The organism is Neisseria sp. HMSC078C12 (assembly GCF_001838065.1).
Classification (GTDB): domain Bacteria; phylum Pseudomonadota; class Gammaproteobacteria; order Burkholderiales; family Neisseriaceae; genus Neisseria.
In genome coordinates this window covers 249,976-273,155 of sequence record NZ_KV835608.1, presented here as the reverse complement: position 1 = coordinate 273,155, position 23,180 = coordinate 249,976, and the positions used below count along the sequence as shown (strand labels likewise).

The 23,180-nt window shown below is 51.7% G+C and carries 23 protein-coding genes; 13 read left to right on the top strand and 10 right to left on the bottom strand.

The window, feature by feature from the left end; translation table 11 throughout:
* The first annotated feature begins 39 nt into the window (after positions 1-39).
* From HMPREF2596_RS06365 to ubiG, 4 genes are all read left to right on the top strand, one after another.
* Positions 40-930: a LysR family transcriptional regulator gene (locus tag HMPREF2596_RS06365; protein WP_070850321.1), complete on the top strand. Its 891-nt coding sequence runs from the start codon at positions 40-42 to the stop codon at positions 928-930.
* Positions 927-1,199: a GIY-YIG nuclease family protein gene (locus HMPREF2596_RS06360; RefSeq protein ID WP_070850319.1), complete on the top strand. Its 273-nt coding sequence runs from the start codon at positions 927-929 to the stop codon at positions 1,197-1,199. The genes HMPREF2596_RS06365 and HMPREF2596_RS06360 overlap by 4 nt, the downstream gene beginning before the upstream one ends.
* Positions 1,200-1,662: 463 nt before the next feature.
* A complete protein-coding gene (locus HMPREF2596_RS06355) occupies positions 1,663-2,196 on the top strand; it encodes a c-type cytochrome (RefSeq protein ID WP_070850317.1) in 534 nt (177 codons plus the stop codon).
* Between the two features lie 162 nt (positions 2,197-2,358).
* The gene (ubiG, locus tag HMPREF2596_RS06350) at positions 2,359-3,072 is read left to right on the top strand and encodes a bifunctional 2-polyprenyl-6-hydroxyphenol methylase/3-demethylubiquinol 3-O-methyltransferase UbiG (RefSeq protein ID WP_210401065.1); all 714 of its coding nucleotides are present in this window, start codon (positions 2,359-2,361) and stop codon (positions 3,070-3,072) included.
* A 151-nt stretch (positions 3,073-3,223) separates the two neighbouring features.
* Here ubiG and HMPREF2596_RS06345 read toward each other — a convergent pair whose 3' ends face one another.
* Together HMPREF2596_RS06345 and HMPREF2596_RS06340 are read right to left on the bottom strand one after the other, a co-directional pair.
* Positions 3,224-3,694 (bottom strand): CYTH domain-containing protein, encoded by a 471-nt coding sequence (locus HMPREF2596_RS06345; RefSeq protein WP_070765232.1) that lies wholly within the window; start codon positions 3,692-3,694, stop codon positions 3,224-3,226.
* Positions 3,695-3,732: 38 nt separating this feature from the next.
* Complete coding sequence (locus HMPREF2596_RS06340) at positions 3,733-4,152, bottom strand: CopD family protein (protein WP_036492713.1); 420 nt, start codon at positions 4,150-4,152, stop codon at positions 3,733-3,735.
* Between the two features lie 234 nt (positions 4,153-4,386).
* Between HMPREF2596_RS06340 and HMPREF2596_RS06335 the strand changes: the two genes are divergently transcribed.
* On the top strand, positions 4,387-4,650 hold the full coding sequence (locus tag HMPREF2596_RS06335) for a hypothetical protein (RefSeq protein ID WP_070850313.1): 264 nt from the start codon (positions 4,387-4,389) through the stop codon (positions 4,648-4,650).
* Between the two features lie 190 nt (positions 4,651-4,840).
* Here HMPREF2596_RS06335 and HMPREF2596_RS06330 read toward each other — a convergent pair whose 3' ends face one another.
* From HMPREF2596_RS06330 to HMPREF2596_RS06315, 4 genes are all read right to left on the bottom strand, one after another.
* Positions 4,841-6,877 carry a M3 family metallopeptidase gene (locus tag HMPREF2596_RS06330; RefSeq protein ID WP_070850311.1) on the bottom strand — a complete coding sequence of 679 codons (2,037 nt, stop codon included), beginning with the start codon at positions 6,875-6,877 and terminating at the stop codon, positions 4,841-4,843.
* 129 nt (positions 6,878-7,006) lie between these two features.
* Complete coding sequence (locus HMPREF2596_RS06325) at positions 7,007-7,873, bottom strand: trafficking protein particle complex subunit (protein ID WP_070615877.1); 867 nt, start codon at positions 7,871-7,873, stop codon at positions 7,007-7,009.
* Between the two features lie 71 nt (positions 7,874-7,944).
* Positions 7,945-8,808 carry a mechanosensitive ion channel family protein gene (locus HMPREF2596_RS06320; protein ID WP_070850309.1) on the bottom strand — a complete coding sequence of 288 codons (864 nt, stop codon included), beginning with the start codon at positions 8,806-8,808 and terminating at the stop codon, positions 7,945-7,947.
* Between the two features lie 21 nt (positions 8,809-8,829).
* Positions 8,830-9,324, bottom strand: coding sequence for a restriction endonuclease (locus tag HMPREF2596_RS06315; protein ID WP_070850307.1), 495 nt, complete (start codon positions 9,322-9,324; stop codon positions 8,830-8,832).
* A 288-nt stretch (positions 9,325-9,612) separates the two neighbouring features.
* Between HMPREF2596_RS06315 and HMPREF2596_RS06310 the strand changes: the two genes are divergently transcribed.
* Positions 9,613-9,948 (top strand): hypothetical protein, encoded by a 336-nt coding sequence (locus tag HMPREF2596_RS06310; RefSeq protein ID WP_070850305.1) that lies wholly within the window; start codon positions 9,613-9,615, stop codon positions 9,946-9,948.
* A gap of 351 nt (positions 9,949-10,299) precedes the next feature.
* On the opposite strand, the gene dnaE is transcribed toward HMPREF2596_RS06310, so the two are convergent.
* Positions 10,300-13,734 (bottom strand): DNA polymerase III subunit alpha, encoded by a 3,435-nt coding sequence (dnaE, locus tag HMPREF2596_RS06305; protein ID WP_070850303.1) that lies wholly within the window; start codon positions 13,732-13,734, stop codon positions 10,300-10,302.
* 166 nt (positions 13,735-13,900) lie between these two features.
* Between dnaE and HMPREF2596_RS06300 the strand changes: the two genes are divergently transcribed.
* Together HMPREF2596_RS06300 and HMPREF2596_RS06295 are read left to right on the top strand one after the other, a co-directional pair.
* A complete protein-coding gene (locus HMPREF2596_RS06300; protein ID WP_002221492.1) occupies positions 13,901-14,134 on the top strand; it encodes an RNA-binding S4 domain-containing protein in 234 nt (77 codons plus the stop codon).
* Positions 14,112-14,330, top strand: a complete 219-nt coding sequence (locus HMPREF2596_RS06295; RefSeq protein ID WP_070850300.1) for a hypothetical protein — start codon at positions 14,112-14,114, stop codon at positions 14,328-14,330. Before HMPREF2596_RS06300 ends, HMPREF2596_RS06295 begins: the two co-directional genes overlap by 23 nt.
* A gap of 104 nt (positions 14,331-14,434) precedes the next feature.
* Here HMPREF2596_RS06295 and HMPREF2596_RS06290 read toward each other — a convergent pair whose 3' ends face one another.
* Together HMPREF2596_RS06290 and yihA are read right to left on the bottom strand one after the other, a co-directional pair.
* The gene (locus tag HMPREF2596_RS06290) at positions 14,435-14,914 is read right to left on the bottom strand and encodes a PepSY domain-containing protein (RefSeq protein WP_283140409.1); all 480 of its coding nucleotides are present in this window, start codon (positions 14,912-14,914) and stop codon (positions 14,435-14,437) included.
* 344 nt (positions 14,915-15,258) lie between these two features.
* On the bottom strand, positions 15,259-15,900 hold the full coding sequence (yihA, locus tag HMPREF2596_RS06285) for a ribosome biogenesis GTP-binding protein YihA/YsxC (RefSeq protein ID WP_003749033.1): 642 nt from the start codon (positions 15,898-15,900) through the stop codon (positions 15,259-15,261).
* Positions 15,901-16,115: 215 nt separating this feature from the next.
* Between yihA and HMPREF2596_RS06280 the strand changes: the two genes are divergently transcribed.
* The 5 genes from HMPREF2596_RS06280 (at position 16,116) to rarD (ending at position 22,392) form a co-directional block, all read left to right on the top strand.
* The gene (locus HMPREF2596_RS06280) at positions 16,116-16,739 is read left to right on the top strand and encodes a c-type cytochrome (protein WP_036492747.1); all 624 of its coding nucleotides are present in this window, start codon (positions 16,116-16,118) and stop codon (positions 16,737-16,739) included.
* A gap of 268 nt (positions 16,740-17,007) precedes the next feature.
* Positions 17,008-18,960, top strand: coding sequence for a cytochrome c biogenesis protein ResB (locus HMPREF2596_RS06275; protein ID WP_070850296.1), 1,953 nt, complete (start codon positions 17,008-17,010; stop codon positions 18,958-18,960).
* Positions 18,953-20,140 (top strand): c-type cytochrome biogenesis protein CcsB, encoded by a 1,188-nt coding sequence (gene ccsB / locus HMPREF2596_RS06270; protein ID WP_070850294.1) that lies wholly within the window; start codon positions 18,953-18,955, stop codon positions 20,138-20,140. Before HMPREF2596_RS06275 ends, ccsB begins: the two co-directional genes overlap by 8 nt.
* A 99-nt stretch (positions 20,141-20,239) precedes the next feature.
* Entirely contained in the window at positions 20,240-21,310 is a 1,071-nt protein-coding gene (gene tsaD, locus HMPREF2596_RS06265) for a tRNA (adenosine(37)-N6)-threonylcarbamoyltransferase complex transferase subunit TsaD (RefSeq protein WP_070850292.1), read from the top strand.
* Between the two features lie 176 nt (positions 21,311-21,486).
* Positions 21,487-22,392: an EamA family transporter RarD gene (gene rarD / locus HMPREF2596_RS06260; RefSeq protein ID WP_070850290.1), complete on the top strand. Its 906-nt coding sequence runs from the start codon at positions 21,487-21,489 to the stop codon at positions 22,390-22,392.
* Between the two features lie 89 nt (positions 22,393-22,481).
* On the opposite strand, the gene murU is transcribed toward rarD, so the two are convergent.
* Positions 22,482-23,177 carry an N-acetylmuramate alpha-1-phosphate uridylyltransferase MurU gene (murU, locus tag HMPREF2596_RS06255; RefSeq protein ID WP_070850288.1) on the bottom strand — a complete coding sequence of 232 codons (696 nt, stop codon included), beginning with the start codon at positions 23,175-23,177 and terminating at the stop codon, positions 22,482-22,484.
* Positions 23,178-23,180: the final 3 nt, after the last annotated feature.

The window sequence follows — 23,180 nt, the reverse complement described above, 5'->3', positions numbered from 1 at the left end:
CTGTTATGATTGTGAAGTTGAACTACATAATCAGTCGAAATGCAAGACATCAAATCCCTGCTCGTTTTCGCCGCTGTCCTCGAACACGGCAGCATGAACGCCGCCGCTGCCGCGCTGGGCATGACGCCGTCGGCAGTCAGCCAGCACATCAACCGCCTCGAAACCCTGCACAGCATCAAGCTGTTAAACCGCAGCACGCGCAGCCTTGCGCCTACCGATGCCGGCCGTGCCTTGGGCGAATACTGTCGCCGCCTCGCCGCTACCTTGTCCGATACGCGCACCGTTATCGACAATCTGAAAACCGAACCCGTCGGCGAATTGCGGATTGCCCTGACTTCTACGGTCATCGAATCCTGCGCTTTTCAGACGGCCTTTTCGCGATTGCAAACCGAGTTCCCTAAAATCCGCCCCGTCCTTAATTTCAGCGATACCTTGGACGACCTGCAACACAATCAGACCGACATCGCCATACGCGGCGGCGACCGTGCTTTGGACGATCCCAATCTGGTCGCGCGTCATCTCGTTACCTGGCCGTACACTATTTGCGCCGCGCCCGATTATCTCGACCGTCATCCGCCCATTACCCATCCCGCGCAGCTTCATACCCACCGCTGGCTGCATTTTTTACCTGTCCGCACGACCTTGCAAAATGGTGAAGAAAGCTATTTCCTCGACGTTGCCGACAGCATTGCCTGCACGCATTTGGCCGCCGTGTGCAGCTTGACCGAAAGCGGTTTTGGTTTGTCTTTGCAAGTGGGCGGCGAAGTTCGGGAAAAAATTGCCCAAGGCCGTCTGAAAAGCGTTTTGCCCGAATGGATATTGCCGCCGGTCAGCCTTTATTTGGTGACGCCTTACCGTGTGCAGTCTGCCAAAACCGAGGCTGCCGTGCGCATTTTTACTGAGAGTTTTGCCAAGGAAGGGGATTTATGAACGCGGAAAATTGGTGTGTTTACCTGATTTTGTGCGAAAACGGCGCGTTTTATTGCGGCATCAGCAACCGTCCGCAAGAGCGGTTTGCGGCGCATTCGTCAGGAAAAGGCGCGAAATACACGCGTTTGAACAAGCCTATCGAGATGCGCATCGTTTCAGACGGCCTGACTAAAAGTGAGGCGCTGAAACGGGAAATCGGGATTAAGAAATTGACGGCGGATCAGAAGCGGGGCTTGTGGGCTGAAGCTGAAACCTTGGCAAAAGGCTAATGGCATTGGATTAAATCGTAGTCGGAATATGAAAACCTCTATAAACAAGTAAGCCTGCCGGTGTCTTTTGCATGGCCAAGTGGCAAATGTTTATTAACATGATTCAAACAGGCCGTCTGAAACCTGATTGGGATTCAGACGGCCTGTTTGGGATGGGGATGGCTTTCAGGTTGACGCTACTCATGGAGAAGTCGGTAAAAAGTTGAATTCTAAAAGAAACTTTGAAAATAAAATGAGTAACTGCTTGAACAATAAAATGAAAGTTATTGCACTTCATGACAAATAGGGTAAATTTCTATCCGAGTAGAGAGGTGGTGTCAATATGTTTTTCAGTTTTTGAGACAAAATCTGATTTATACCAATATTTATTATAGTGTAGGTCGAAAGTATTAGTTTCTGTGTTAGAATTTTTGAGCTGTTTATATAAAACAGTGATTTAAATAAAATTAAGGAAAGACAGAACATGAACAAATTACTGATTGCCGTAATGATGATGGCTGGTTTGACAGCTTGTTCCCAAGAGGCTAAACAGGAGACACAAGAGACTGCTCAAGCCGTTGCATCTGAAGTGAAAACCGAAGCCGCTTCTGCTGCCGATGCGACTGCATCTGCCGCTCAAGAAGCTGCCGATAAGGTTGAAGCTGCCGCCAGCAAAGCAGAAGAAGCCGCGAAACCTGAAGAAGCTGCCAAGCACGAAGAGAAAGCCGAAGCGCCTGCCGCTGAAGCCAAGCCTGCCGAATCCGCCAAAGTGGACGGCAAAGCCGTTTTTGAAGCGAACTGTAAAGCATGCCACGGCGGCTTGATTCCCGGTGCTCCTGCCGTAGGCAAAAAAGAAGACTGGGCGCCTCGCATTAAACAAGGCAAAGATACCTTGCACAAACATGCCCTCGAAGGCTTCAATTCCATGCCTGCCAAAGGCGGCAACAGCAGCTTGAGCGACGACGAAGTGAAAGCCGCAGTTGACTACATGGCCAACGAATCCGGCGCTAAATTCTAAATCATGCCGATTGAAACGCACCTTGCCACAAGGTGCGTTTTTTATGGGCAGGCGGATGAAAGTTGAAATAGGGCCGATAAACGGGCAAAGGCCGTCTGAAACATTTTATTTTGAAGCACAATCGGCTAAAATCAGGCGAATGATTTTATGCAGGAGCAAACCATGAGCAATCAACACGACAACGTAGATGCCGGCGAAATCGCCAAGTTCAGCCAAATCGCCGACAAATGGTGGGATAAAAACGGCGAATTCAAGCCCCTGCATGACATCAACCCCTTGCGCCTCGACTATATCGACGGCTATGCCGGATTGGCAGGTAAACGTGTGTTGGATGTAGGCTGCGGCGGCGGTATTTTGTCCGAAAGCATAGCCAAACGCGGCGCAGAACACGTTACCGGCATCGATATGGCGGAAAAATCCCTGCAAACCGCCGCTGCCCATGCGGCCGCCCAACACGTTGCCAATATCGATTACCGCTGTATCCGCGTCGAAGACCTCGCCGCCGAGCAGCCGCACAGCTTCGATGTGGTAACGTGTATGGAAATGATGGAACACGTTCCCGATCCGGCCGCCATCGTTCAAGCCTGTGCGAAACTGGTCAAACCCGACGGCATGGTGTTTTTCTCCACCATCAACCGCAATCCCAAATCTTATCTGCATCTGATTGTCGGCGCGGAATATCTGTTGAAATTCGTCCCCAAAGGCACGCACGACTGGAAAAAATTCATCACGCCGGCAGAACTCGCGCGCATGTGCCGCCAAGCCGGATTGGATACCGTCGGCAGCAAGGGCATGACCTACAATTTGTTGAGCGGCCGTTATTCCCTGTGCGATTCGACCGAAGTTAACTACATGGTTGCCTGCCGTCCGGCATAAGACTACACGGATAAAATACACGGGCTTGCCCGATATTTGAAACGGTATGTCGAAAGCAGCTCGATACAAATATCGGTAAGGCAAATCAGGCCGTCTGAAAAGAAAAAAGGCATGTGCGATACATGCCTTTTTTGTATGTGGGTTGTACTCGTTATTCCGTCCAAGACGAATACGGATGTTTGCTCAAATACGCATTGGTGAATTTTCCGTCTGACGTAATTTCCTTGCCCAACCAAGACGGTTTGGGAAACTCGGTATCTTCAGACGGCAATTCGATTTCCGCCACAATCAAGGGCGCATTGTCGCCGAAATATTCGTCGATTTCATACACAAAGCCTTCAAATTCGACACGATAGCGGTATTTTTCCATTTTAAACGGGCACATATCCGCCATCATCGCCTGCGCGTGAGCCAGAGGAATTTCGTATTCAAATTCGCTGCGCGTCATGTCGGAAATATAGCCTTTCAGGGTCAGCCAGGCTTGCGAACCGATAATCCGCACACGGATGGTGCGCTCTTTTTCCACGCTCAAATAGCCCTGTTGCAACACCAGCGGCTCGCTTGCCGCTTCGCGCCAACTGTCATCCGCCAGCAAAAAGCGGCGTTCGATTTCGACCGTCATGAATTCTTTCCTTATTTACCAAATAGGCCGTCTGAAGATCAAAACGGCTTGAAAACCACCATATAAAGCGCGGCCACCATCATCAAAACGGGGAGTTCATTGAATACCCGATACCAGCGGTGCGAATACACATTGCTGCCGTTTTGAAAACGGCGCAGCAACAGGCCGCAATAAAGCTGATAAGCCAAGAGCAGTAGGCCGCACAATAATTTAACCGCCAGCCAGCCGTTGCCCCACCAATTATTAACAAAGCCGATGGCCGCGCCGAATATCAGCGTTCCCCAGCCCAAAGGCGACATAAAGCGGTACAGCCGCCGCGACATATCCGTCAGCCGTACATATTCCGCGCTGCCGGGTTCCAATTGCGCCAGATTCACATAAATCCGCGGCAGATAAAACAGTCCTGCAAACCAAGAAATTACAAAAAATATGTGCAACAGCTTAAACCACAAATACATTTCAGACGGCCTCAACACCTAAAACCGTTATTTTATCCGCAATGCGGCCCAAGCCGAAACAAAATAGTCAAAACAATCCGGCAGGGTGCGCCGCAACAATGTGTTGCAGGCATGATTTTACCCAAAAGCCAAATTGTAAATTCCGCAATAATATGCACATTGAGATATGCACAATGCAAAAAACTTGCTAGAATCCTATGCTATTTAACTATAAAAGCATTATGGACGGAAAACATGAAACAATTTGAAATCAGCAGCAGCGTCAGAAAAGCGCTTTGCGACTACCTGAATACGCACAATCTAAACCTCAAAGCCGCCATGGACAATGAAACAACCAATGGCGAAGTCGCGGCCATCGTTCACGCAGGATTGCCGGCGATGATTCGGAAAATCTATTCTTTGGAAAAAATGAAATCCTTTTTCTGGACGAAAAAAGATTTGATGATGGAATTTATCAATATGCGTTTGGCCGCCGGCGATAAAAAGGGCAAAAATTGATTTGAGCGATGGGCCGGGGGAGATTGGGGTTTGAAATACGTGCTTCAGTTTCTCCCGAAAAAATTGTTAGAGATTGGACGTATTTATTGTTCCTCATTAATTGCGCCAACCGAAGGGCCGTCTGAAACATTTCAGACGGCCTTTAACTTTGAATCAGCAACCATTCTGTTTAAAACGGCGGATTTTCAAATCAAGCTGCGTTGTCGAAACCGCTGTGGCGGAGCAGGGCATCCAGGCTTGGTTCGCGGCCGCGGAAGGCTTTGAAGGATTCGGCTGCGCTGCGCGAACCGCCGACGGCCAGTATTTCTTTCCAGAAGCGGCGGCCGGTTTCGGCCACGTCGTCGCTTTCTTCAAACGCCGCGTAAGCATCTGCGCTCAAAACTTCCGCCCATGCGTAGCTGTAATAGCCTGCGGCGTAGCCGCCGGCGAAGATGTGGCTGAAGCTCAAGGCAAAGCGGTTGTATGCCGGCGGTTGGGTTACGGCGACTTCTTGACGCACTTTGTCCAAGATTTGCGGCCATTCTTTCAGACGGCCTTCGTCTTCCTGATGGTAGATTTCCATATCGAAGAGGGCAAATTCCATTTGGCGGACGAGGAACATACCGCGTTGGAAGTTTTTAGCCGCGTGCATTTTGTCGAACAGCTCTTTCGGCAATACCGCACCGGTTTCTTCGTGCGAGGACATTTGCGCCAATACGTCGTATTCCCAAACGAAGTTTTCCATGAATTGGCTGGGCAGCTCGACCGCGTCCCATTCGACGCCGTTGATGCCGGATACGCCCACTTCGTCAACTTGGGTCAACAAGTGGTGCAGGCCGTGGCCGGTTTCGTGGAAGAGGGTGATGATTTCGTCGTGGCTCAAACGCGCTTCTTTGTCGCCTACAGGCGGGGTGAAGTTGCAGACGAGGTAGGCGGTCGGCAGTTGCAGCGTACCGTCGGCGAAACGGCGGCGGCTTTTGTAGCCGTCCATCCATGCGCCGCCGCGTTTGCCTTCGCGTGCGTACAAGTCCATGTAAACGCCGCCGATGGTTTGGCCGTCTTGTTTCAGCTCGAAATAGCGCACGTCTTTGTGCCAAACGGGGACGGTTTTTTCAGCCAGCTCGATGCCGTACAGTTTTTTGATTTGGGCAAACAGGCCTGCCAAGACTTTGCTGATAGGGAAGTATTTTTTCACTTCGGCTTCGCTGAAGGCGTATTTGGCTTGGCGCAGTTTTTCGGCGGCGTAGCTCAAATCCCACGATTGCGGGTCTTCGATATTCAGGTTTTCGCGCGCAAAGGCCTTGATTTCGGCAAAGTCTTTTTCGGCAAACGGTTTGGCGCGGCGGGCAAGGTCGTGCAGGAAGTTCAGAACCTGTTCGGGCGTGTCGGCCATTTTGGTTGCCAGCGACAGCTCGGCGTAGTTTTTGAAACCGAGCAGTTTGGCGGTTTTCAATGCGTTTTCGAGGGTGCGGTCGATGTTGGCCGTATTGTCGAATTTGCCGTCGTCGGACAATTCGCTGGCGCGGGTAACGTAGGCGCGGTAGATTCGTTCGCGCAGTTCGCGGTTGTCGGCGTATTGGATGACGGCGAGGTAGTGCGGAATCTGCAGGCCGATTTTGTAGCCTGTTTTGCCTTCGCTTTGCGCGGCGGCGGCAAACATGGCGATGGAGTCTTCGGGGATACCGGCAAGCGGCGCTGCATCGTCAAAGTAAATGCCGAAAGCGTCGGTCGCGTCTTGGATGTTTTGTGCGAATTTGGCACCCAGTTGCGCGCCTTCGGTTTGCAGTTGCGCCAATTCTGCCTGCTGTTCGGGCGGTAATTCGGCACCGCTGAGGACGAAATCGCGCAAGTCGTGGTTGAGCTTGGTTTGCTGCGCCGGGGAGAGGGTGTCGAATTCGGCAGAGTTTTTAATGATTTTGAAGCGGTTGTACAACTCGATGTCTTGACCGATTTCGGTGAAGAAGATGGTGATTTCAGGCATCAATTCGTTGTATACGGCACGCAATTCGGGCGTATCGACCACGGAGTTGAGATGGGAAACCACGCTCCAAATGCGGCCGACGCGTTCGGTAATGTCGGTCAGTTTTTCGACAGTGTTTGCCCAGTCGGTGTGCGTTTGCGCTTTGATGGCGGCGATTTGTTCGCGCGCTTCGGTAATGGCGGTTTGCAGGGCGGGTTTGATGTCTTCGGTTTTGATTTGGTCGAAACGGGGTTCTTCGCCCAAGTGGAGCAGGACGTTGTCGCTCATATGGTTTCTCCTGAATAAGATGGTTTCAGACGGCCTTGGGGCCGTCTGAAAAGAAAACGATAGGCGCTATATGGTGGCAGACAGGCAGAATTAAAGTGTTTTGCCTGCCTGCCTGCCTGTCGGTCAGCCTTATTCCGGACCGCGCGGATTGGCGTGCAACGGGGCGGCCAGTTCGAGGCGCATGGTGGTGCCTTCGGGGGCGTAAACCGCATTGGCAACATTGGTTTGCAGGGATTCGGCAAACGAGCCGTGATACACTTTTGCGCCTTGGTGGGTCAGGTTAGATTGTACGTCGACGTACACTTCGCCGCCGATTTGACGCCAGAGGTGGCAGAAGGTGTAGTCTTCGGACAGGTAGCGTTTGCTTTCGGGATCGACCATGCAGTCGAAGAAACGGTAGTGCAGGCCTTTGTTTTCCGGGCTGTAGTCGCTGTCGGAGACGTAGTTCAACTCGGGATAAGCCTCTATCATTTTTTCAAATACGCTGCGTTTGATGACCATAAAGCCGGTTGGTGCGTCATGAACCTTCATAAAGCCTTCTTCATCGACTTTCAGGACGATTTCGCCGTTTTCATTTTTGTCGTTGGTGTTGACGGTGTAAGAAGTGTACATGCGCTCGAAATCGGCTTGGGTCATGCCGGCAGGAAGGCCTGCTTGGGGCCAGTTTTCGCGTTTGAGCGGATAAACGCCGGCCACAACGTCTTTGTCAGCCAAGAGCAGGCGGTAGAATGAGTCGGGAGAGAAGCCGATGTCGGAGTCAATCCAGAATAAATGCGTCCATTCTTTGTTTTCCAAAAATTTGGCCACGCAGTTGTTGCGCGCGCGCGTAATCAGGCTTTCGCCGCGCTGCATCATTACTTGCAGCGGCAGGCCGAGGGAGGCGTTGGTGTGGACGATGTTCAGAAGCGAAAGGGTGTAGTTGTGGAAATATTTGCCGTCATGGCTGGGGGTCATAATGACGGGATACATTTCGGCAAGGGCTGATTCGGGCAACATGACTTTTCCTTATTGTTGATTGTGAACTTTATTATTGTAAGGGATTTGATTGTATCAATAAACACACCGTACTATTTTGTTTGGTTGATCAGTCGGTATTGCGTGCGCAAAAATTCGTCTAAGACGGCCTGTTGTATTTCCAGCCGTTTGGAAACGGGGGAGGCGAAGCGTACGATGATGTGGTACACCTTGTCATCGTGCGGCACGCGGGACACGCGCGGCTGGGCGGCGGGGGTAATAAAGAGTTTTTGCGCTTGAACGTTTTCCAAATATTGTTGGATAACGGGAACATAGGCCGCGCACAACGGCTCAAGCACAGCTTTCAGACGGCCTATGATTTCGTCCGAATCCAAATGAATCGGCACGGGGATTTCCACCGTATGAATCACATAATTGCCCAAAATATTGTCGCGGCGCACGGTATGGCTCAAAAGCAGGCTGTTGGGAAACGAGAGCGTTTTGCCGGAAAGCTGGCCGATTAACGGATTAGGGCCGATTTGCATCATCAGCGTGTTCAGCATATTGATATCGACCACCCGTCCGCGCAGGCCGTTGATTTCGATGTAGTCGCCTATGGAATATTGTTTGGTTACCGAGCGCAGGATACTGCCGGACAAACACATAATCAGCTCTTTGGTTGCCACCACAATCGCCGCGGCCACTGCAAACATCGACAAGGCTAAAGTTTGAATCTGCGCCGCCCAAATCATCGCCAGCCCGAGTAGGATCAGCAACATGGTTACGTTGCGGCTGAACACCAGCGAGCGGCGTTTGTTTTCAATGCTCAAATTCGGATGGCTGCGAAAATGCGCCGAGAGCAAGATGCTGCGCCCGGCAATGACGGCCACAATCATCAATACTGACATCAATGCCGATTTAATGATTTCTTCACTGACAGGCAAAGCGTTCAGCCATTCATGCATGGTGTTCCACATAATCCTGTTTCCTTTCCCTTCTTAGGCCGTCTGAAAACCCACGCGTTCAAAAATTTCTGCCGCGCACGTTTCCGATACCGCAAACAAAGTTGCCACGCTGCCCAAAGCCCGTTGTGCTGCCGTACTCAAATCATCACGGCACACTTCGCCCAGCCACTCAACCGGCCGCACCAGCGACATTTTTTCATCGTCCCATTGCGGACAATGCACTGCGCCGCCCGTAATCCTGCCGACCCGATAACGGCGCAGGGCGGGCGAGTAGGTCAGTACGGCATCTCCATCGGCCAACTCGTTGACAAACCGCCACATCTGAGCCGCACCCGATTGCGCCGTTCTCAACTTCACATCCGGCACGGCCGAACGGTAAATATCCGTCAGCTCCTCACGGCCAAAACCCTTGGCCGCCGCTTCGGCCAGCATAGGCCAGGCCAATGCCGCCACGCCGCGTTCAAAAAATACATCATAAAGCGCACCTTGCGTGCTGCGGACCATATAAAGTCTGGCTTGTTTTCCCATTGCAGTACCTGTTTGTTTGAAGGATTCATCCCTTGGTTTCAATATTACCCGTTACGGCTGAAAAATTCGATATTCAGCATAGGCGGAAAGGGTTAAATTACCCGCTGAAAATAAATGAATGATAAATAAAAGGCCGTCTGAAAAACAAAATAGGCTGATATATCAATAGATGATATATCGTAACAATATATTAATAACTGTAAATTTTTTTACGCTTGCATCAAAAAAAGATAAGATGGAATAATCAATCGAGAAAGATTGCTATTCACTGAACATTAGGAGAGAAAAATGACCTGTAAAACCCACGAACATCATGACCACGTTCACGGCGCACACTGCGGCCACACTGCCATCAAACATGAAGGCCACGTCGATTATCTGCACGACGGCCACCTGCACCATGAACACAACGGCCACTACGACGAGCACGCCCTGAGCGTCAATGAAACCAATCCTGACGGCTGCCATCCGGTTGACACCTGCCACGGCCACGTTCACGGCGAAGGTTGCGGCCACGAAGCCGTACCGCACGGCGATCACGTTGACTACATCGTCAACGGCCGCCTGCATCACCAACACGGCGACCACTGCGACGACCACGGTCCGGTTGAAATCGTTAAATAAAACTGTTTTTCAGACGGCCTTTGATATGGGGCATCTGTAGGGAAAGGGGGTGTATTTTCACCCCCTTTGCTTCGTTTGCCCTGTATTTAAAACTGCTGCGGCTTACCGCTGCAAAATCTGTACTGAACCAATGTATCTACTGGATGCTTGGCATTGTTTCGGCATTGTCGCTCCTCTTTGTTGTTGGCTATCTTTCCTTATTAGTCAAAGGCTTTTTGCAATAAACTTTTCAGATGATTGCTCTATTCAATAAGGCCGTCTGAAAGCCTGAATCTTTATCCGATTTATGTTTTAAAAGCGCTTTTTAAACTAAAGGCCGTCTGAACGTGTAGTTTCAGACGGCCTTTAGTTTTACCAATTCACGCGGACGGCCCTGCTGCCGAGCAATGTTTCCAGTTCGTCAAACAAGGCGGTGCTTGGCGTTACCATCCATTTGGGCGCAATTTTCAATTTGCCTGATGCTTTACCGTTGCTGTACGACAGTTGCAACGGGATGTGCGCCGTATCAGGCAGGCGGTGGGCGGTGAGGATGGCGGCGAGGCGCGTGATGTCGTGGCCGGGGGCGAGGGCAAGGCTGAGGCTGCGGGCGTAGCGTTCGCGCGCCATTTGCAGGGTCATGACTTGGTTGGCCATGATGCGCAGCCCGTCACCGCCGCCGTAGTCGTCGCGGCTGACTTTGGATTCGATAATCAGCACTTGGTCGGACTTGAGGTAGTCGGCGCAGTTTTCCAGCGTCTGGCCGCTGACCATGATTTCAACCTGTCCGCTCAAATCTTCGAGGCTGACGAAGGCGATTTTGCCGCGCTTGCCCATCATGGTGCGCACGGCGGTTACGAATCCGGCGAGGCGCACGCTGTCTTGCGGTTTCAGACGGCCCAATTTGGTCGGGGCGATTTGGCGGACTTCTTGGGCATACGGGCCGAACGGGTGGCCGGACAGGTAAAAGCCGATGACGGTTTTTTCTTCGGCGAGTTTTTCCGATTCGCTCCACATGGGCGCGTCGATGAGCTGCACCGGTTCGATGGCGTCTTCCATCATGTCGAAGAGCCCGCCCTGATTGGCGTTGGCGGCTTTTTGGTCGGCGTTGTTCATGGCGAGGTCGATGTTTGCCAAGAGCATGGCGCGGTTGGGTTCGATGCTGTCGAACGCGCCGCCGCGTATCAGGGCTTCGAGGGTGCGGCGGTTCATGTGTTCTTTGCCGACGCGTTCGCAGAAGTCCAACAGACCGGTAAACTTGCCGCCGCTTTGCCGCGCGGCGATGATGGATTCGACGGCGGCTTCGCCCGTGCCTTTAATCGCGCCGAGTGCGTAGCGGATTTTCATATTCGGATATGGCGTAAAGCGGTAGTCGGATTCGTTGATGTCGGGCGGCAGGAACTCGATGCCGTTGGCGCGGCAGTCGTCGTAGAAATGTTTGAGCTGGTCGGTGTTGTCCAATTCAGACGACATGGTCGCCGCCATAAATTCGGCGGGGTAATGGGCTTTGAGCCATGCGGTCTGGTAGGAAATCAGGGCGTAGGCGGCGGCGTGGGATTTGTTGAAACCGTAGCCAGCGAATTTTTCCATGTAGTTGAAGATTTCGTCGGATTTTTCGCGCGAAATGCCTTGTTTTGCCGCGCCTTCGGCGAAGATTTCGCGGTGTTTCACCATTTCTTCGGGCTTTTTCTTACCCATGGCGCGGCGCAGTAAGTCCGCGCCGCCGAGCGAGTAGCCGCCGATAATCTGCGCCGCCTGCATCACTTGTTCCTGATACACCATAATCCCGTAAGTCGGCGCGAGGATGCCTTCGAGCAGCGGGTGGATGTATTGGAATTCCTGTCCCTTCATGCGCGCGACGAAGTCGGGAATGTTGTCCATCGGGCCGGGGCGGTAGAGCGACACGAAGGCGATGAGTTCTTCAAACTTGGTGGTGTGCGCTGTTTTCAGCATTTTTTTCATGCCGGTCGATTCGAACTGGAAGACGGCGGTGGTGTTCGCATCGCGGAAGATTTTGTAGGCGGCCTGGTCGTCAAGCGGGATTTTGCCGACATCGACAATATCGCCGGTGGTGTTTTTGATGTTGTTCTGCGCCATTTCGATAATGGTCAGGTTGCGCAGGCCCAAAAAGTCGAACTTCACCAAACCCACGTCTTCCACGTCGCCCTTGTCGTACATGGATACGGGCGAGGCGGATTCGTCTGCCTGATACACGGGGCTGTAATCGGAAATCTTGCCCGGCGCAATCAACACGCCGCCCGCGTGCATACCCAGACCGCGCGTCAGGTCTTCCAGCTTTTTCGCCAGCGTAATCAGTTCGTCCGCTTCTTCCGCTTCGATCAATTCCTGAATCTGCGGCTCCGCCTTCATCGCGTCGTCCAAACCCAAAGGTTTGTTGGCTTCCAGCGGAATCAGCTTCGACAGTTTGTCGCACAGGGTAAACGGCAGCTCCAGTACGCGCCCCACGTCGCGAATCACCGCTTTGGACGACATCGTGCCGAAGGTCACAATTTGGCTCACCGCCTCTGCACCGTATTTGTCGCGCACATACTCAATCACGCGGCCGCGGTTGCTTTGGCAAAAGTCCACGTCGAAGTCGGGCATGGAAACGCGTTCGGGGTTCAAGAAACGCTCGAACAGCAGCGCGTATTTCAGAGGGTCGAGGTCGGTAATCTTCAGCGAATACGCCACCAGCGAACCCGCGCCCGAACCGCGTCCCGGCCCCACCGGACAACCGTGCGTTTTTGCCCAGTTGATAAAGTCTTGTACGATAAGGAAATAGCCGGGGAATTTCATCTGGATGATGATGTTCAGCTCAAAATCCAGCCGCTCCTGATATTCTGGCATTTTCGCCGCCCGCTCCGCCTCGTCGGGATAAAGCTGAACCATGCGTTCCTGCAAGCCCTCGTTGGACAGTTTCACCAAATAATCATCCAGCGACAGGCCGTCGGGCGTCGGGAACAGGGGCAGGAAGTTTTTGCCCAGCGTGATATGGATATTGCAGCGTTTGGCGATTTCTACCGTGTTTTCCAAGGCTTCGGGCAAGTCGGCGAAACGCTCCAGCATCGTTTCCGGCGGAATGAAAAACTGGCTCGGCGTAAAATCGCGCGGACGTTTCTTGTCCGTCAGCACCCAGCCGCCCGCGATGCACACCCGTGCCTCGTGCGCGTTGAAATCGTCGCGGCTCATAAACTGCGTCGGATGCGTCGCCACCACCGGCAAACCCAATTCCTCCGCCAGCTTCACGCTGCCCGAAACGCAAGCCTCCCATTCGGGACGTTCGGGCAGGCGTTGCAGCTCCAGATAAAACGCATCGGGAAACCAAGCCGCATACTTCAACGCCGCCGCACGCGCCGCGTCTTCATTGCCGTTCAACAGATTCACGCCCACTTCGCCGTAATGCGCGCCGCTCAAACAAATCAAGCCGCTGTTGTCGCCGTTTTCCAGCCATTCGGGATTGAGTTCCGCATGATGGATATTGCGGTCTTTGCCGACATAAGCCGCCGTCAAAAGCTCGCTCAGGCGCAGATAGCCCGCATCGTTGCGGATAATCAGCATGGCGCGGAACGGCTTGTCGGGCGCATTCGGATTGCCTATCCACACGTCCGCCGCGCCGATGGGCTTAATCCCCGCGCCGCGGCAGGCTTTATAGAATTTCACCAAACCGAATTCGTTCATCAAATCGCTGATGCCCAAAGCAGGCAAACCGTATTCCTGCGCTTTGGCAATCAGTTTTTTAATCCGCACCATACCGTCGGTAATCGAAAACTCGGTATGCAGGCGCAGGGGGATATAGGTCGGCTCGGTCATGGCAAAATCGGCGTGAACAATAAAAGGCGTATTGTAGCAGGGTTGGCAGCGAAAGGCCGTCTGAAAACCAAATGTAATGAGGTTGGATAAAGCAAATAAAACAGGAGGAGGATTTTCTTTCAGACGGCCATGTTAAAATATCGCCATTATTGAAAAGGATTGAATTATGGAAGCCACCGTCTATCTTGAAGACAACGAATACATCGCCTTATGCGACCTGTTGAAATTGGCCGGCCTTGCCGAAAGTGGCGGACAGGCAAAAGCGTTTATCGCCGAAGGGCTGGTGTTGCGCAACGGCGAAACCGAAACCCGTAAAACCGCCAAAATACGCGGCGGCGAAGTGATTGAATTTGACGGTGCGCGCTTGGAAATCGCCGATGGATACGACCCTGAAGAATAAAGCCGAAGCCATCTTGGGCGAGCCGATTTTAGACGAGCCTGTCCGCCCCGAGTCGTGGGAATGTTGTGGCAGCGAGTGCGGCGATGCCTGTATTCAGACAATGTATTGGGCGGAAAAATCCCGATATGATGCGCAACAGCGGAAATTGAAAGAAGCGGGTTGGACTGATGGCGAAGATGAGGCAAAGGCCGTCTGAAAACGATTGGGCTTGATAGGAGCTGTGTTTCAAACAATGCTGCATTAAAGCCAATGCCGTCTGAAAGTTTCAGACGGCATTGGCTTTTTTAAAGTTTAAATAAATTAAGATTTTGTTACCTCGGAAGCGGTTGCATTTTCAGGTGTGCCAGGTACAGCATCGGCAGGAGCCTGATAATCTGTATTTTGCGATGAAGAGGGCTCAGCATTGTCATGTTTATGATGCTTATCATACTTATCATGCTTATCATACTTATCAAAGTGTCGTTTGTCTTGATCGTTATCTTGCGCTACCGCCAATACTTTGCCGCTTTGAGCATCAACCAGAGCCTCATATTCGACCCCGTCTTTTAAAATTTCCACCTTATAACGGCCACCCAAATGCTGTTTGTATTTATAATCAACATCTTTGGCCACGCCGCCAACTTGCGCTACTGCCGTTGCTGCCGCTTGCTGACCGGAAACCTGCGCAAACATGCCTTCTTTAAAAGCCACGGCACCCGCAGCACCGGCAACGCCCAAACTTGAAGCAATAATACCGGCAATGATGAGTTTTTTTGAAATAAAAGCATTAATGCGTTTCATGATTTTCTTTCCTACTGTGTTGTTGAACGATGAATGCATTCTATGCCTCAACAATTAGCTGAATATGAGCAAAATGCTAAGATGTGTAATTAGTTGCAATACTAAAATTAACACTTTAATAATAATGGAGATTGAAGCCGCGCTTTCAGACGGTCTTGCTGATATATTGTGATGGTATATTTGGTGGAGATTGTGGCTTGCGTGTGAAAACAAAAAAGCGTGATGAAAAAAAGGGCATGTGTGAGACATGCCCCGAATTAAATGGTAAACGCGATGTTGAGAAACTAAATGACGGAATAAGATTTGCGGTTGGTCAACTTATCTTATTCCTCCTTGTTTTACAATCATTCAGGCGATGTTTCTCCTGCAAAATTCTCGATTTCTTCGCGATGCGCGTCAAACCATGAGCCGACCACTTGATTGACTTCGTCCATGCCTTGTTTTTTCAGGCTGGAAAACAGTTGAACGCTGATTTTTTGGCGGTCGGTGTAGGGTTTGAGTGATTTTTTTACCGCCGCCAAAGTTTTAATCTGGTCGTTTTTAGACAGCTTGTCTGCTTTTGACAGCAGGATATGCACAGGACGGCCGGTAATGTGGAAAAAGTCCAGCATTTGAATGTCTAAAGCCTTGAGCGGATGGCGCGAGTCCATAATCAGAATCAGGCCGATCAGCTGGCGGCGTTGTTGCAGGTAGTCGCCCAAGAGTTTGACCCAGTGCGCACGGATGGCTTCAGGTACTTGCGCGTAGCCGTAGCCGGGCAAGTCGACCATGAAATTACCGTTTTCCAGCTCAAAGAAATTGATGTGTTGGGTGCGGCCCGGTGTTTTGGAAACATAGGCAAGGCGCACGTGATTAGTTAACGTGTTGATGGCGCTGGATTTGCCGGCATTGCTTCGGCCGACAAAGGCAATCTCGGCCGGCGTGTCGGGCAGGTCTTTCAGATGGTTGACCGTTGTAAAGAATTTGGCGTTTTGAAAAAGGTTCATCAGTATTTCCTTACATGGAAACAAAACTGCAACATCATAATTTGTATCGGGCATTTATGTTGCAGCAGTTTGGTAATTTGAGTAGTAATTTAATGTAAACTTGGTATAGAATAGCACGTTTATAGAATTATCGGTTTTAATCGGGAAAATTCCCCGGTATTTGAGTATAAAAAAGGCATTGACGCGGTACGCAATGCTGTAATCAGGAGCACTCCATGAAACGATTGACTTTATTGGCCTTGGTATTGGCTGCCGGTGCGGTTTCCGCTGCCCCTAAAGCAGATGCTGAAAAAGGCAAACAGGTAGCGACTACTATCTGTGCGGCGTGTCACGCAGCCGATGGTAACAGTGGTATCGCAACTTATCCTAAACTGGCAGGTCAGGCTGCGGCCTACGTCTACGGCCAAACCATGGCCATCAAAGACGGTACACGTTCGCATGGCGCCGCCGGCGTGATGAAACCGATGGTGATGAACTTGTCCGAACAAGACATCCGCGACGCTGCCGCCTACTACGCCAAACAACAAGGCAAACCGGGCGAAGCCAATCCTAAAGAAAACCCGGAGCTGGGCGCAAAAATCTATCGCGGCGGCCTGAGCGCTAAAAAACTGCCGGCATGTATGTCTTGCCACGGTCCTAGCGGCGCAGGTATCCCGGGCGGCGGTACTGAAATCCAAGCCTACCCTCGTTTGGGCGGTCAACACAAAGCGTACGTTGTCGAGCAAATGAAAGCTTACCAATCCGGCCAACGTAAAAACGCCATCATGGCCGATATTGCCAACCGCCTGAGCGAAGAAGAGTTGAACGCAGTAGCCAACTTCATTCAAGGTTTGCACTAAATTTCGTTTTGAAACGAGTTTATTGATACAGGCCGTCTGAAAAACCTTCAGACGGCCTTAGCCAATATAAACCGATAAGCCTGATTGGTTTTTTCAAATAGCGACGGCAAGATTTTTACTGCAATATGCAGTATTCTTCCTTTCGCATCACACGTCATAGCAGCCCGTTCCATCAATCGGGTTGCCCCAAGCCGACATTTGAGACATGAGTAAATCTTCATCATCCGTCCCACTCATCCGCAGACCATGGTTTGCCTTTTTCAGCTCCATGCGTTTTGCCGTCGCCCTGCTCAGCCTGTTGGGCGTGGCTTCGATTATCGGTACGGTCTTGCAACAAAACCAGCCGCAAGTCGATTATTTGGTGAAATTCGGCCCGTTTTGGTCGCAGATTTTCGGCTTTTTGGGCCTGTACGACGTGTACGCCTCGGCGTGGTTCATTGTCATCATGATGTTTTTGGTGATTTCTACCGGATTGTGCCTGATTCGCAATGTTCCGCCGTTTTTGCGCGAGATTCGTTCCTTCCGTGAAAACGCCAAGGAAAAATCGCTGGCGGCAATGCGCCATTCCATCGTTTTAGACGGACAGGTAACGCCCGAAGTCGCGCAACGTTATTTGGAAGTGCAGGGCTACGGCTGCAAAACCGTTACGCGTGAAGACGGTTCGGTTTTGGTGGCGGCGAAAAAAGGCGCGATGAACAAATGGGGCTATATCTTTGCCCATGCCGCGCTGATTGTGATTTGTTTGGGCGGTTTGATAGACAGCAATATCCTACTGAAAATCGGTATGCTCACCGGCCGGGTCGTGCCGGACAATACGGCGGTTTACGCCAAAGACTTTAAGCCTGAAAGCGTGTTGGGGGCGTCCAATTTGTCGTTTAGGGGCAATGTCAATATTTCGGAAGGGCAGAGCGCGGACGTGGTATTTCTGAATGCGGATAACGGCATGCTGGTGCAAGACTTGCCGTTTTCCGTCAAATTGAAGAAATTCCATATCGACTTTTACGATACCGGTATGCCGCGCGATTTCGCCAGCGACTTGGAAGTCACGGACAAGGCGACCGGCAAAGTCAGCGAACACACCATCCGCGTCAACCATCCTTTGACGTTACACGGTATTACGGTTTATCAGGCAAGTTTTGCCGACGGCGGCTCGGACTTGACGTTTAAAGCGTGGAATCTGGCCGATGCCGACCGCACTCCGGTCAAACTCAAAGCGACTTCCATGCGCGAGTTTCCGCTGGATTTGGGCAAGACCTCTTATAAACTGGAATTCGACCAGTTTACTTCGATGAACGTCGAAGACATGAGCGAGCCATCTGAAAAAGAGCAAAACCTGAAATCCGCCCTTAATGATGTTCGCTCCGTCCGTCAGGAAGACAAAAAATACACCAATATCGGCCCGTCTATCGTTTACCGTATCCGCGACAAAGCGGGGCAGGCGGTCGAATATAAAAACTATATGTTGCCGCTGAAACAAGATGAAGACTATTTCTTCATTACCGGCACGCGCAGCGGCTTGGCGCAGCAATACCGCTGGTTGCGCATTCCGATGGATAAAAACGGTAAAATCGATACCTTTATGGCTTTGCGCCAATATTTGAAAGACGATGCGGCACGCCGTAAAACCGTTGCCAATGCCGTTAAAGGCGCACCCGCCGAAATCCGCGAGCAATTCATGGCGGCGGCGGAAAATACTTTGTCGATTTTTGCCAAAGGCGGCTATTTGGCTTTGGACAAATTTGTTACCACCAATATTCCCAAAGACCAGCAGGAAAAAATGCAGGGCTATTTCTACGAGATGCTCTATGGCGTGATGAACGCCGCTTTGGAAGACACGATCAGTACATACAACCTGCCGGCTTGGTCGCAAGACGAAAAGCGCAACCGATTCCTGCTGCATGCAATGGACGCGTACACCGGTTTGACCGAGTATCCTGCGCCGATGTTGCTGCAATTGGACGGCTATTCCGAAGTGCGTTCTTCCGGATTGCAGATGACCCGTTCGCCGGGCGCATTCTTGGTGTATCTGGGTTCAGTATTGCTGGTGTTGGGTACGGTGTTTATGTTCTATATTCGTGAAAAACGCGCTTGGCTGCTGTTTTCAGACGGCCGTATCCGTTTTGCCATGTCTTCCAGCCGCAACGAACGCGACTTGCAGAAAGAATTTCCGCAACACACACGGCAATTGCAGCAGCTTGCCAAGGATTTGAACCATGAATAACAAACATCAGGCCTTGCCCGAGCATGAGCTTCTGACACACAAATCATTTATCCGAAATCTCAACCTCTTCGACTGGGCATTCGCACTGCTGATTGCCATCGGTGCGTTTATTGCCCAAACCCAGGTCGGTCTGCACATGGACATCTATGAAATGGTGATTTTGTGGGCGAGTGCCGGTATTGCCGTTTTTCTGGGTTGGTTTTTCAAACCGATGCGCTGGTTTATCCCTGTGGGCGTGTGCTTGGCGTATTTGGCCGTTGATTTGTATGGCGGCGACATCAAACGCGCAGACGGCTTCCTGCTCAAATACCTGTTAAGCAGCCAGTCGGCGATTATGTGGCAATGCGCGTTTGTGTTCTTTGCCTTGTTTGCCTATATCGTCGGCGCGATAGCGGCGGTGCGCAAGAATGTGCCGACCAATACGCTTTTGGGCATGGGGAGCGTGTTTGCCTGGGTTTCCGCGATGGCGGGCTTTGTCGGCCTGCTGGTGCGCTGGCATGAAAGCTATCTGCTGCGTCCCGATGCCGGCCATATTCCGGTTTCCAACCTTTACGAAGTATTCATCTTGTTCTTGGTCATTACGGCGCTGATGTACCTCTATTACGAAGGCCGTTTTGCCGTACAAAAACTGGGCGGATTTGTCTTCAGCTTTATGGCGATCGTAGTCGGATTTGTCTTGTGGTACAGCGTTTCGCGCGAGGCGCATACCATTCAGCCGCTGATTCCTGCTTTGCAGTCTTGGTGGATGAAAATCCACGTTCCGGCCAACTTTATCGGCTACGGCGCATTCTGTATCGCCGCCATGCTGGGTATTGCCGAACTGTTGGCGCTCAGAAAAGAAGATGCGGGCAAAAAATCATGGCTGCCGCAATCTCAAGTCATTGAAGAAGTCATGTACAAAGCGATTGCCGTCGGTTTCCTGTTCTTCACGATTGCCACCATTCTCGGCGCATTGTGGGCGGCCGACGCGTGGGGCCGCTATTGGAGCTGGGACCCGAAAGAGACTTGGGCATTCATCGTTTGGCTGAATTACGCGGTCTGGTTGCATTTGCGGCTGGTGGCAGGCTGGCGCGGCAAAGTGTTGGCTTGGTGGGCGGTTATCGGCCTGGTCATTACCGCCTTTGCCTTTATCGGCGTGAATATGTTCTTGAGCGGCCTGCACTCTTACGGCACTTTGTAAACCGCTTATTCCGCACTTTATTTCAGACGGCCTTTTTCCGTTTTCGGAGAAAACGCCGTCTGAATCGTTTTTAATCATTTTTTCAGACGGCCTTAAACCATGTTGGTATTAGGAATTGAATCATCTTGCGACGAAACCGGCGTTGCGCTCTACGATACCGAGCGCGGCCTGTTGGCGCATCATTTGCACACACAAATGGCGATGCACGCCGAATACGGCGGAGTTGTCCCCGAATTGGCCAGCCGCGACCATATCCGCCGTGTGGTGCCGTTGACGCAAGGTTGCTTGAAGGAAGCAGGCGTAGGCTATGCCAACATCGACGCGGTTGCCTTTACGCAAGGCCCGGGCTTGGGCGGCGCATTGCTGGCCGGTTCGGGCTTCGCCAACGCCTTGGCATTTGCCATCGGCAAGCCCGTTATCCCTGTCCACCATCTTGAAGGCCATTTGCTCTCGCCTTTGTTGGCAGACGACAAGCCTGAATTTCCATTTGTCGCTTTGCTGGTGTCTGGCGGACATACGCAATTTATGGCTGTACGCGGTATCGGCGATTACACCTTGCTGGGTGAAAGCGTGGACGATGCGGCAGGAGAGGCGTTTGATAAAACGGCCAAGCTGTTGGGTTTGCCTTATCCCGGCGGTGCCAAATTGTCCGAGCTGGCCAAACTCGGCACGCCTGATGCCTTCACGTTCCCACGCCCCATGCTCCATTCGCACGATTTGCAAATGAGCTTTTCCGGTTTGAAAACCGCCGTTTTGACCGCTGTCGAAAAAGTCCGTACCGAAACGGGTTGCGATGAAATTCCCGAGCAGACGCGTAACGACATTTGCCGCGCTTTCCAAGATGCGGTGGTTGACGTATTGGCGGCCAAAGCCAAAAAAGCGTTGTTGGATACCGGCTTCAGAACTTTGGTGGTTGCCGGTGGTGTGGGTGCAAACTGGAAACTGCGCGATGAATTTTCGCGCTTGACCGTCAAGATGCCGTCTGAAAAAGGCAAACCCAAGCCGCAGGAAGAAAAAATCAACGTCTATTTCCCACCGATGGCCTATTGCACCGACAACGGCGCAATGATTGCCTTTGCCGGCGCGATGCGTCTTGCCGAGCGTCAGGCTGTCGGTGCATTCAATGTCAAGCCGCGCTGGCCGCTGTCGGATATTGTGAAGCAGGGTTGATGCATTAGACTGCTTCGATGTAATGAAAGGCCGTCTGAAAACCTGAAGACAGGATTTTCAGACGGCCTTTAATGAAATAGATGTTTGCGGTAAAACTTCATTCAAAAAGATGAGTAATTTTTTTCATCCGTTTTTTTACAATATTAACTTTGATTGATTGCAAAAGGCCGTCTGAAATGACGAATTTATCCAAAGGTTTGCTGGCTGCGGTAGCGTCCAATTTGTTGTTTTCCATGCTGTTTCTGTACGGTATGTGGATGCGGCCGATGACGGGGACGGAGGTGTTTGCCTGGCGCATGGTTGCCATGCTGTCGGCCTTGTGCGTGCTGATGACCATGGTCAACGGTTGGCAGGCGGCAATGCGTTTTGCTTATGGCGTCGGCCGGGATTGGAAACGGTGGCTGCTGATTGTATTGCCGACGCCGATATTTGCCAGCCAGTTGTGGCTGTTTGTCTGGGGGCCGGTCAATGGGGAAGGGGTAAACATTGCCATGGGTTATTTCTTGTTTCCTTTGGCGATGATGCTGGGCGGACGGATTTGGTTTAAAGAGCGTTTGAACCGGTTGCAGAGGGTGGCTGTAATCTTGGCGTGTGCAGGCGTGGCATGTGAATTGGTGCGGTCGGGCGCGTTTTCGTGGACGACTGTATGGGTATTCGGTACTTATCCGTTTTATTATCTGCTGCGCCGTAAGTTGGGCGTGCCTTCCTTAATCGGGCTGACCTTTGATTTGATGATGATTACGCCGTTTGCGTTGGCGTATATTCTGCTGGCAACGGATACGCCGGCGATGATTGCGGCCAAACCGGTTTTAATCTTTTTTATTGTGTTGCTGGGTTTTAATAGTGCAATATCCATGCATTTGAATTTGAAGGCGAATCAGTTGCTGCCGGTAGCAGTGTTCGGCATGTTGAGCTATTTGGAGCCTGTATTGCTTTTTATTGTGTCGATTGTGTGGCTGGGCGAGCCGGTACAGGGCGGCGCATTGATCGGCTACGGACTGATTTGGTCGGGATTGTGCGTGATGATTACCAATGGCCTGTTGGGAATGAAGAAAGAAAAGAAATGGGCAAAATTTGATTGATGGATTGAGGCCGTCTGAAAATGATTTGATCAATGTTTTCAGACGGCTTTGAGTATTAAAAGGGGCGTATCGGATATGTCCCTTTTGTTTTACCAGCTTTGGGCGATACGGTCGGCTTCTTGCAGGCGTTCGACTGTGCCGACGTCCAACCAAAGGCCGTTGTGGTGTCCGCCGCTGATTTGGTTTTGGCTCATGGCTTGACGCAACAGAGGGGCAAGCTTGGCAGCCTGGTGTGCCGGAGTGTCTTTGAAAAGCGCGGGATGATAAACGCCCACGCCGCTGAAAGTTAGGGCTTGGCCGTCTGCGGATGATGCGGATACCAGGCCGTCTGAAAGCAGGCCGAAGTCGCCTTCGGGATGATGGGGCGGATTGTCCACCAGCCACAAATGGGCGAGAAGGTTGTGTTCCTGTATGCGCTGTGCAGCCAGTCGTGCAGCTTGGAAATCAATGTCGGTCAACACGTCGCCATTGACGACCAAAAACGGATCGTTGCCCAAAAGCGGCAGGGCGGTGGCAATGCCGCCGGCGGTTTCCAGGCCTCCGGCACGCTCGGGAGAATAGGCAATGCACACGCCGTAGTCCGCACCGTTTTTCAAGGTGTCTTCAATTTGTTGGCCAAGCCAGGCATGGTTGATGACGATTTCAGTAAATCCGGCCTGCTGCAGGCGGAGCAAGTGCCAGCCGATAAGCGGCGTGCCTGCTACTTCGAGTAAAGGTTTGGGCGTGTGGTCGGTCAGCGGGCGCATACGCTCGCCGCGACCGGCGGCCAATATCATTGCTTTCATGGG

Excerpts from the sequence above, each read along its gene's own strand:
- HMPREF2596_RS06365 (WP_070850321.1), top strand. The coding sequence starts at position 40 with ATGCAAGACATCAAATCCCTGCTCGTTTTCGCCGCTGTCCTCGAACAC.
- HMPREF2596_RS06360 (WP_070850319.1), top strand. The coding sequence starts at position 927 with ATGAACGCGGAAAATTGGTGTGTTTACCTGATTTTGTGCGAAAACGGC.
- HMPREF2596_RS06355 (WP_070850317.1), top strand. The coding sequence starts at position 1,663 with ATGAACAAATTACTGATTGCCGTAATGATGATGGCTGGTTTGACAGCT.
- ubiG (WP_210401065.1), top strand. The coding sequence starts at position 2,359 with ATGAGCAATCAACACGACAACGTAGATGCCGGCGAAATCGCCAAGTTC.
- HMPREF2596_RS06345 (WP_070765232.1), bottom strand. The coding sequence starts at position 3,694 with ATGACGGTCGAAATCGAACGCCGCTTTTTGCTGGCGGATGACAGTTGG.
- HMPREF2596_RS06340 (WP_036492713.1), bottom strand. The coding sequence starts at position 4,152 with ATGTATTTGTGGTTTAAGCTGTTGCACATATTTTTTGTAATTTCTTGG.
- HMPREF2596_RS06335 (WP_070850313.1), top strand. The coding sequence starts at position 4,387 with ATGAAACAATTTGAAATCAGCAGCAGCGTCAGAAAAGCGCTTTGCGAC.
- HMPREF2596_RS06330 (WP_070850311.1), bottom strand. The coding sequence starts at position 6,877 with ATGAGCGACAACGTCCTGCTCCACTTGGGCGAAGAACCCCGTTTCGAC.
- HMPREF2596_RS06325 (WP_070615877.1), bottom strand. The coding sequence starts at position 7,873 with ATGTTGCCCGAATCAGCCCTTGCCGAAATGTATCCCGTCATTATGACC.
- HMPREF2596_RS06320 (WP_070850309.1), bottom strand. The coding sequence starts at position 8,808 with ATGTGGAACACCATGCATGAATGGCTGAACGCTTTGCCTGTCAGTGAA.
- HMPREF2596_RS06315 (WP_070850307.1), bottom strand. The coding sequence starts at position 9,324 with ATGGGAAAACAAGCCAGACTTTATATGGTCCGCAGCACGCAAGGTGCG.
- HMPREF2596_RS06310 (WP_070850305.1), top strand. The coding sequence starts at position 9,613 with ATGACCTGTAAAACCCACGAACATCATGACCACGTTCACGGCGCACAC.
- dnaE (WP_070850303.1), bottom strand. The coding sequence starts at position 13,734 with ATGACCGAGCCGACCTATATCCCCCTGCGCCTGCATACCGAGTTTTCG.
- HMPREF2596_RS06300 (WP_002221492.1), top strand. The coding sequence starts at position 13,901 with ATGGAAGCCACCGTCTATCTTGAAGACAACGAATACATCGCCTTATGC.
- HMPREF2596_RS06295 (WP_070850300.1), top strand. The coding sequence starts at position 14,112 with ATGGATACGACCCTGAAGAATAAAGCCGAAGCCATCTTGGGCGAGCCG.
- HMPREF2596_RS06290 (WP_283140409.1), bottom strand. The coding sequence starts at position 14,914 with ATGAAACGCATTAATGCTTTTATTTCAAAAAAACTCATCATTGCCGGT.
- yihA (WP_003749033.1), bottom strand. The coding sequence starts at position 15,900 with ATGAACCTTTTTCAAAACGCCAAATTCTTTACAACGGTCAACCATCTG.
- HMPREF2596_RS06280 (WP_036492747.1), top strand. The coding sequence starts at position 16,116 with ATGAAACGATTGACTTTATTGGCCTTGGTATTGGCTGCCGGTGCGGTT.
- HMPREF2596_RS06275 (WP_070850296.1), top strand. The coding sequence starts at position 17,008 with ATGCGTTTTGCCGTCGCCCTGCTCAGCCTGTTGGGCGTGGCTTCGATT.
- ccsB (WP_070850294.1), top strand. The coding sequence starts at position 18,953 with ATGAATAACAAACATCAGGCCTTGCCCGAGCATGAGCTTCTGACACAC.
- tsaD (WP_070850292.1), top strand. The coding sequence starts at position 20,240 with ATGTTGGTATTAGGAATTGAATCATCTTGCGACGAAACCGGCGTTGCG.
- rarD (WP_070850290.1), top strand. The coding sequence starts at position 21,487 with ATGACGAATTTATCCAAAGGTTTGCTGGCTGCGGTAGCGTCCAATTTG.
- murU (WP_070850288.1), bottom strand. The coding sequence starts at position 23,177 with ATGAAAGCAATGATATTGGCCGCCGGTCGCGGCGAGCGTATGCGCCCG.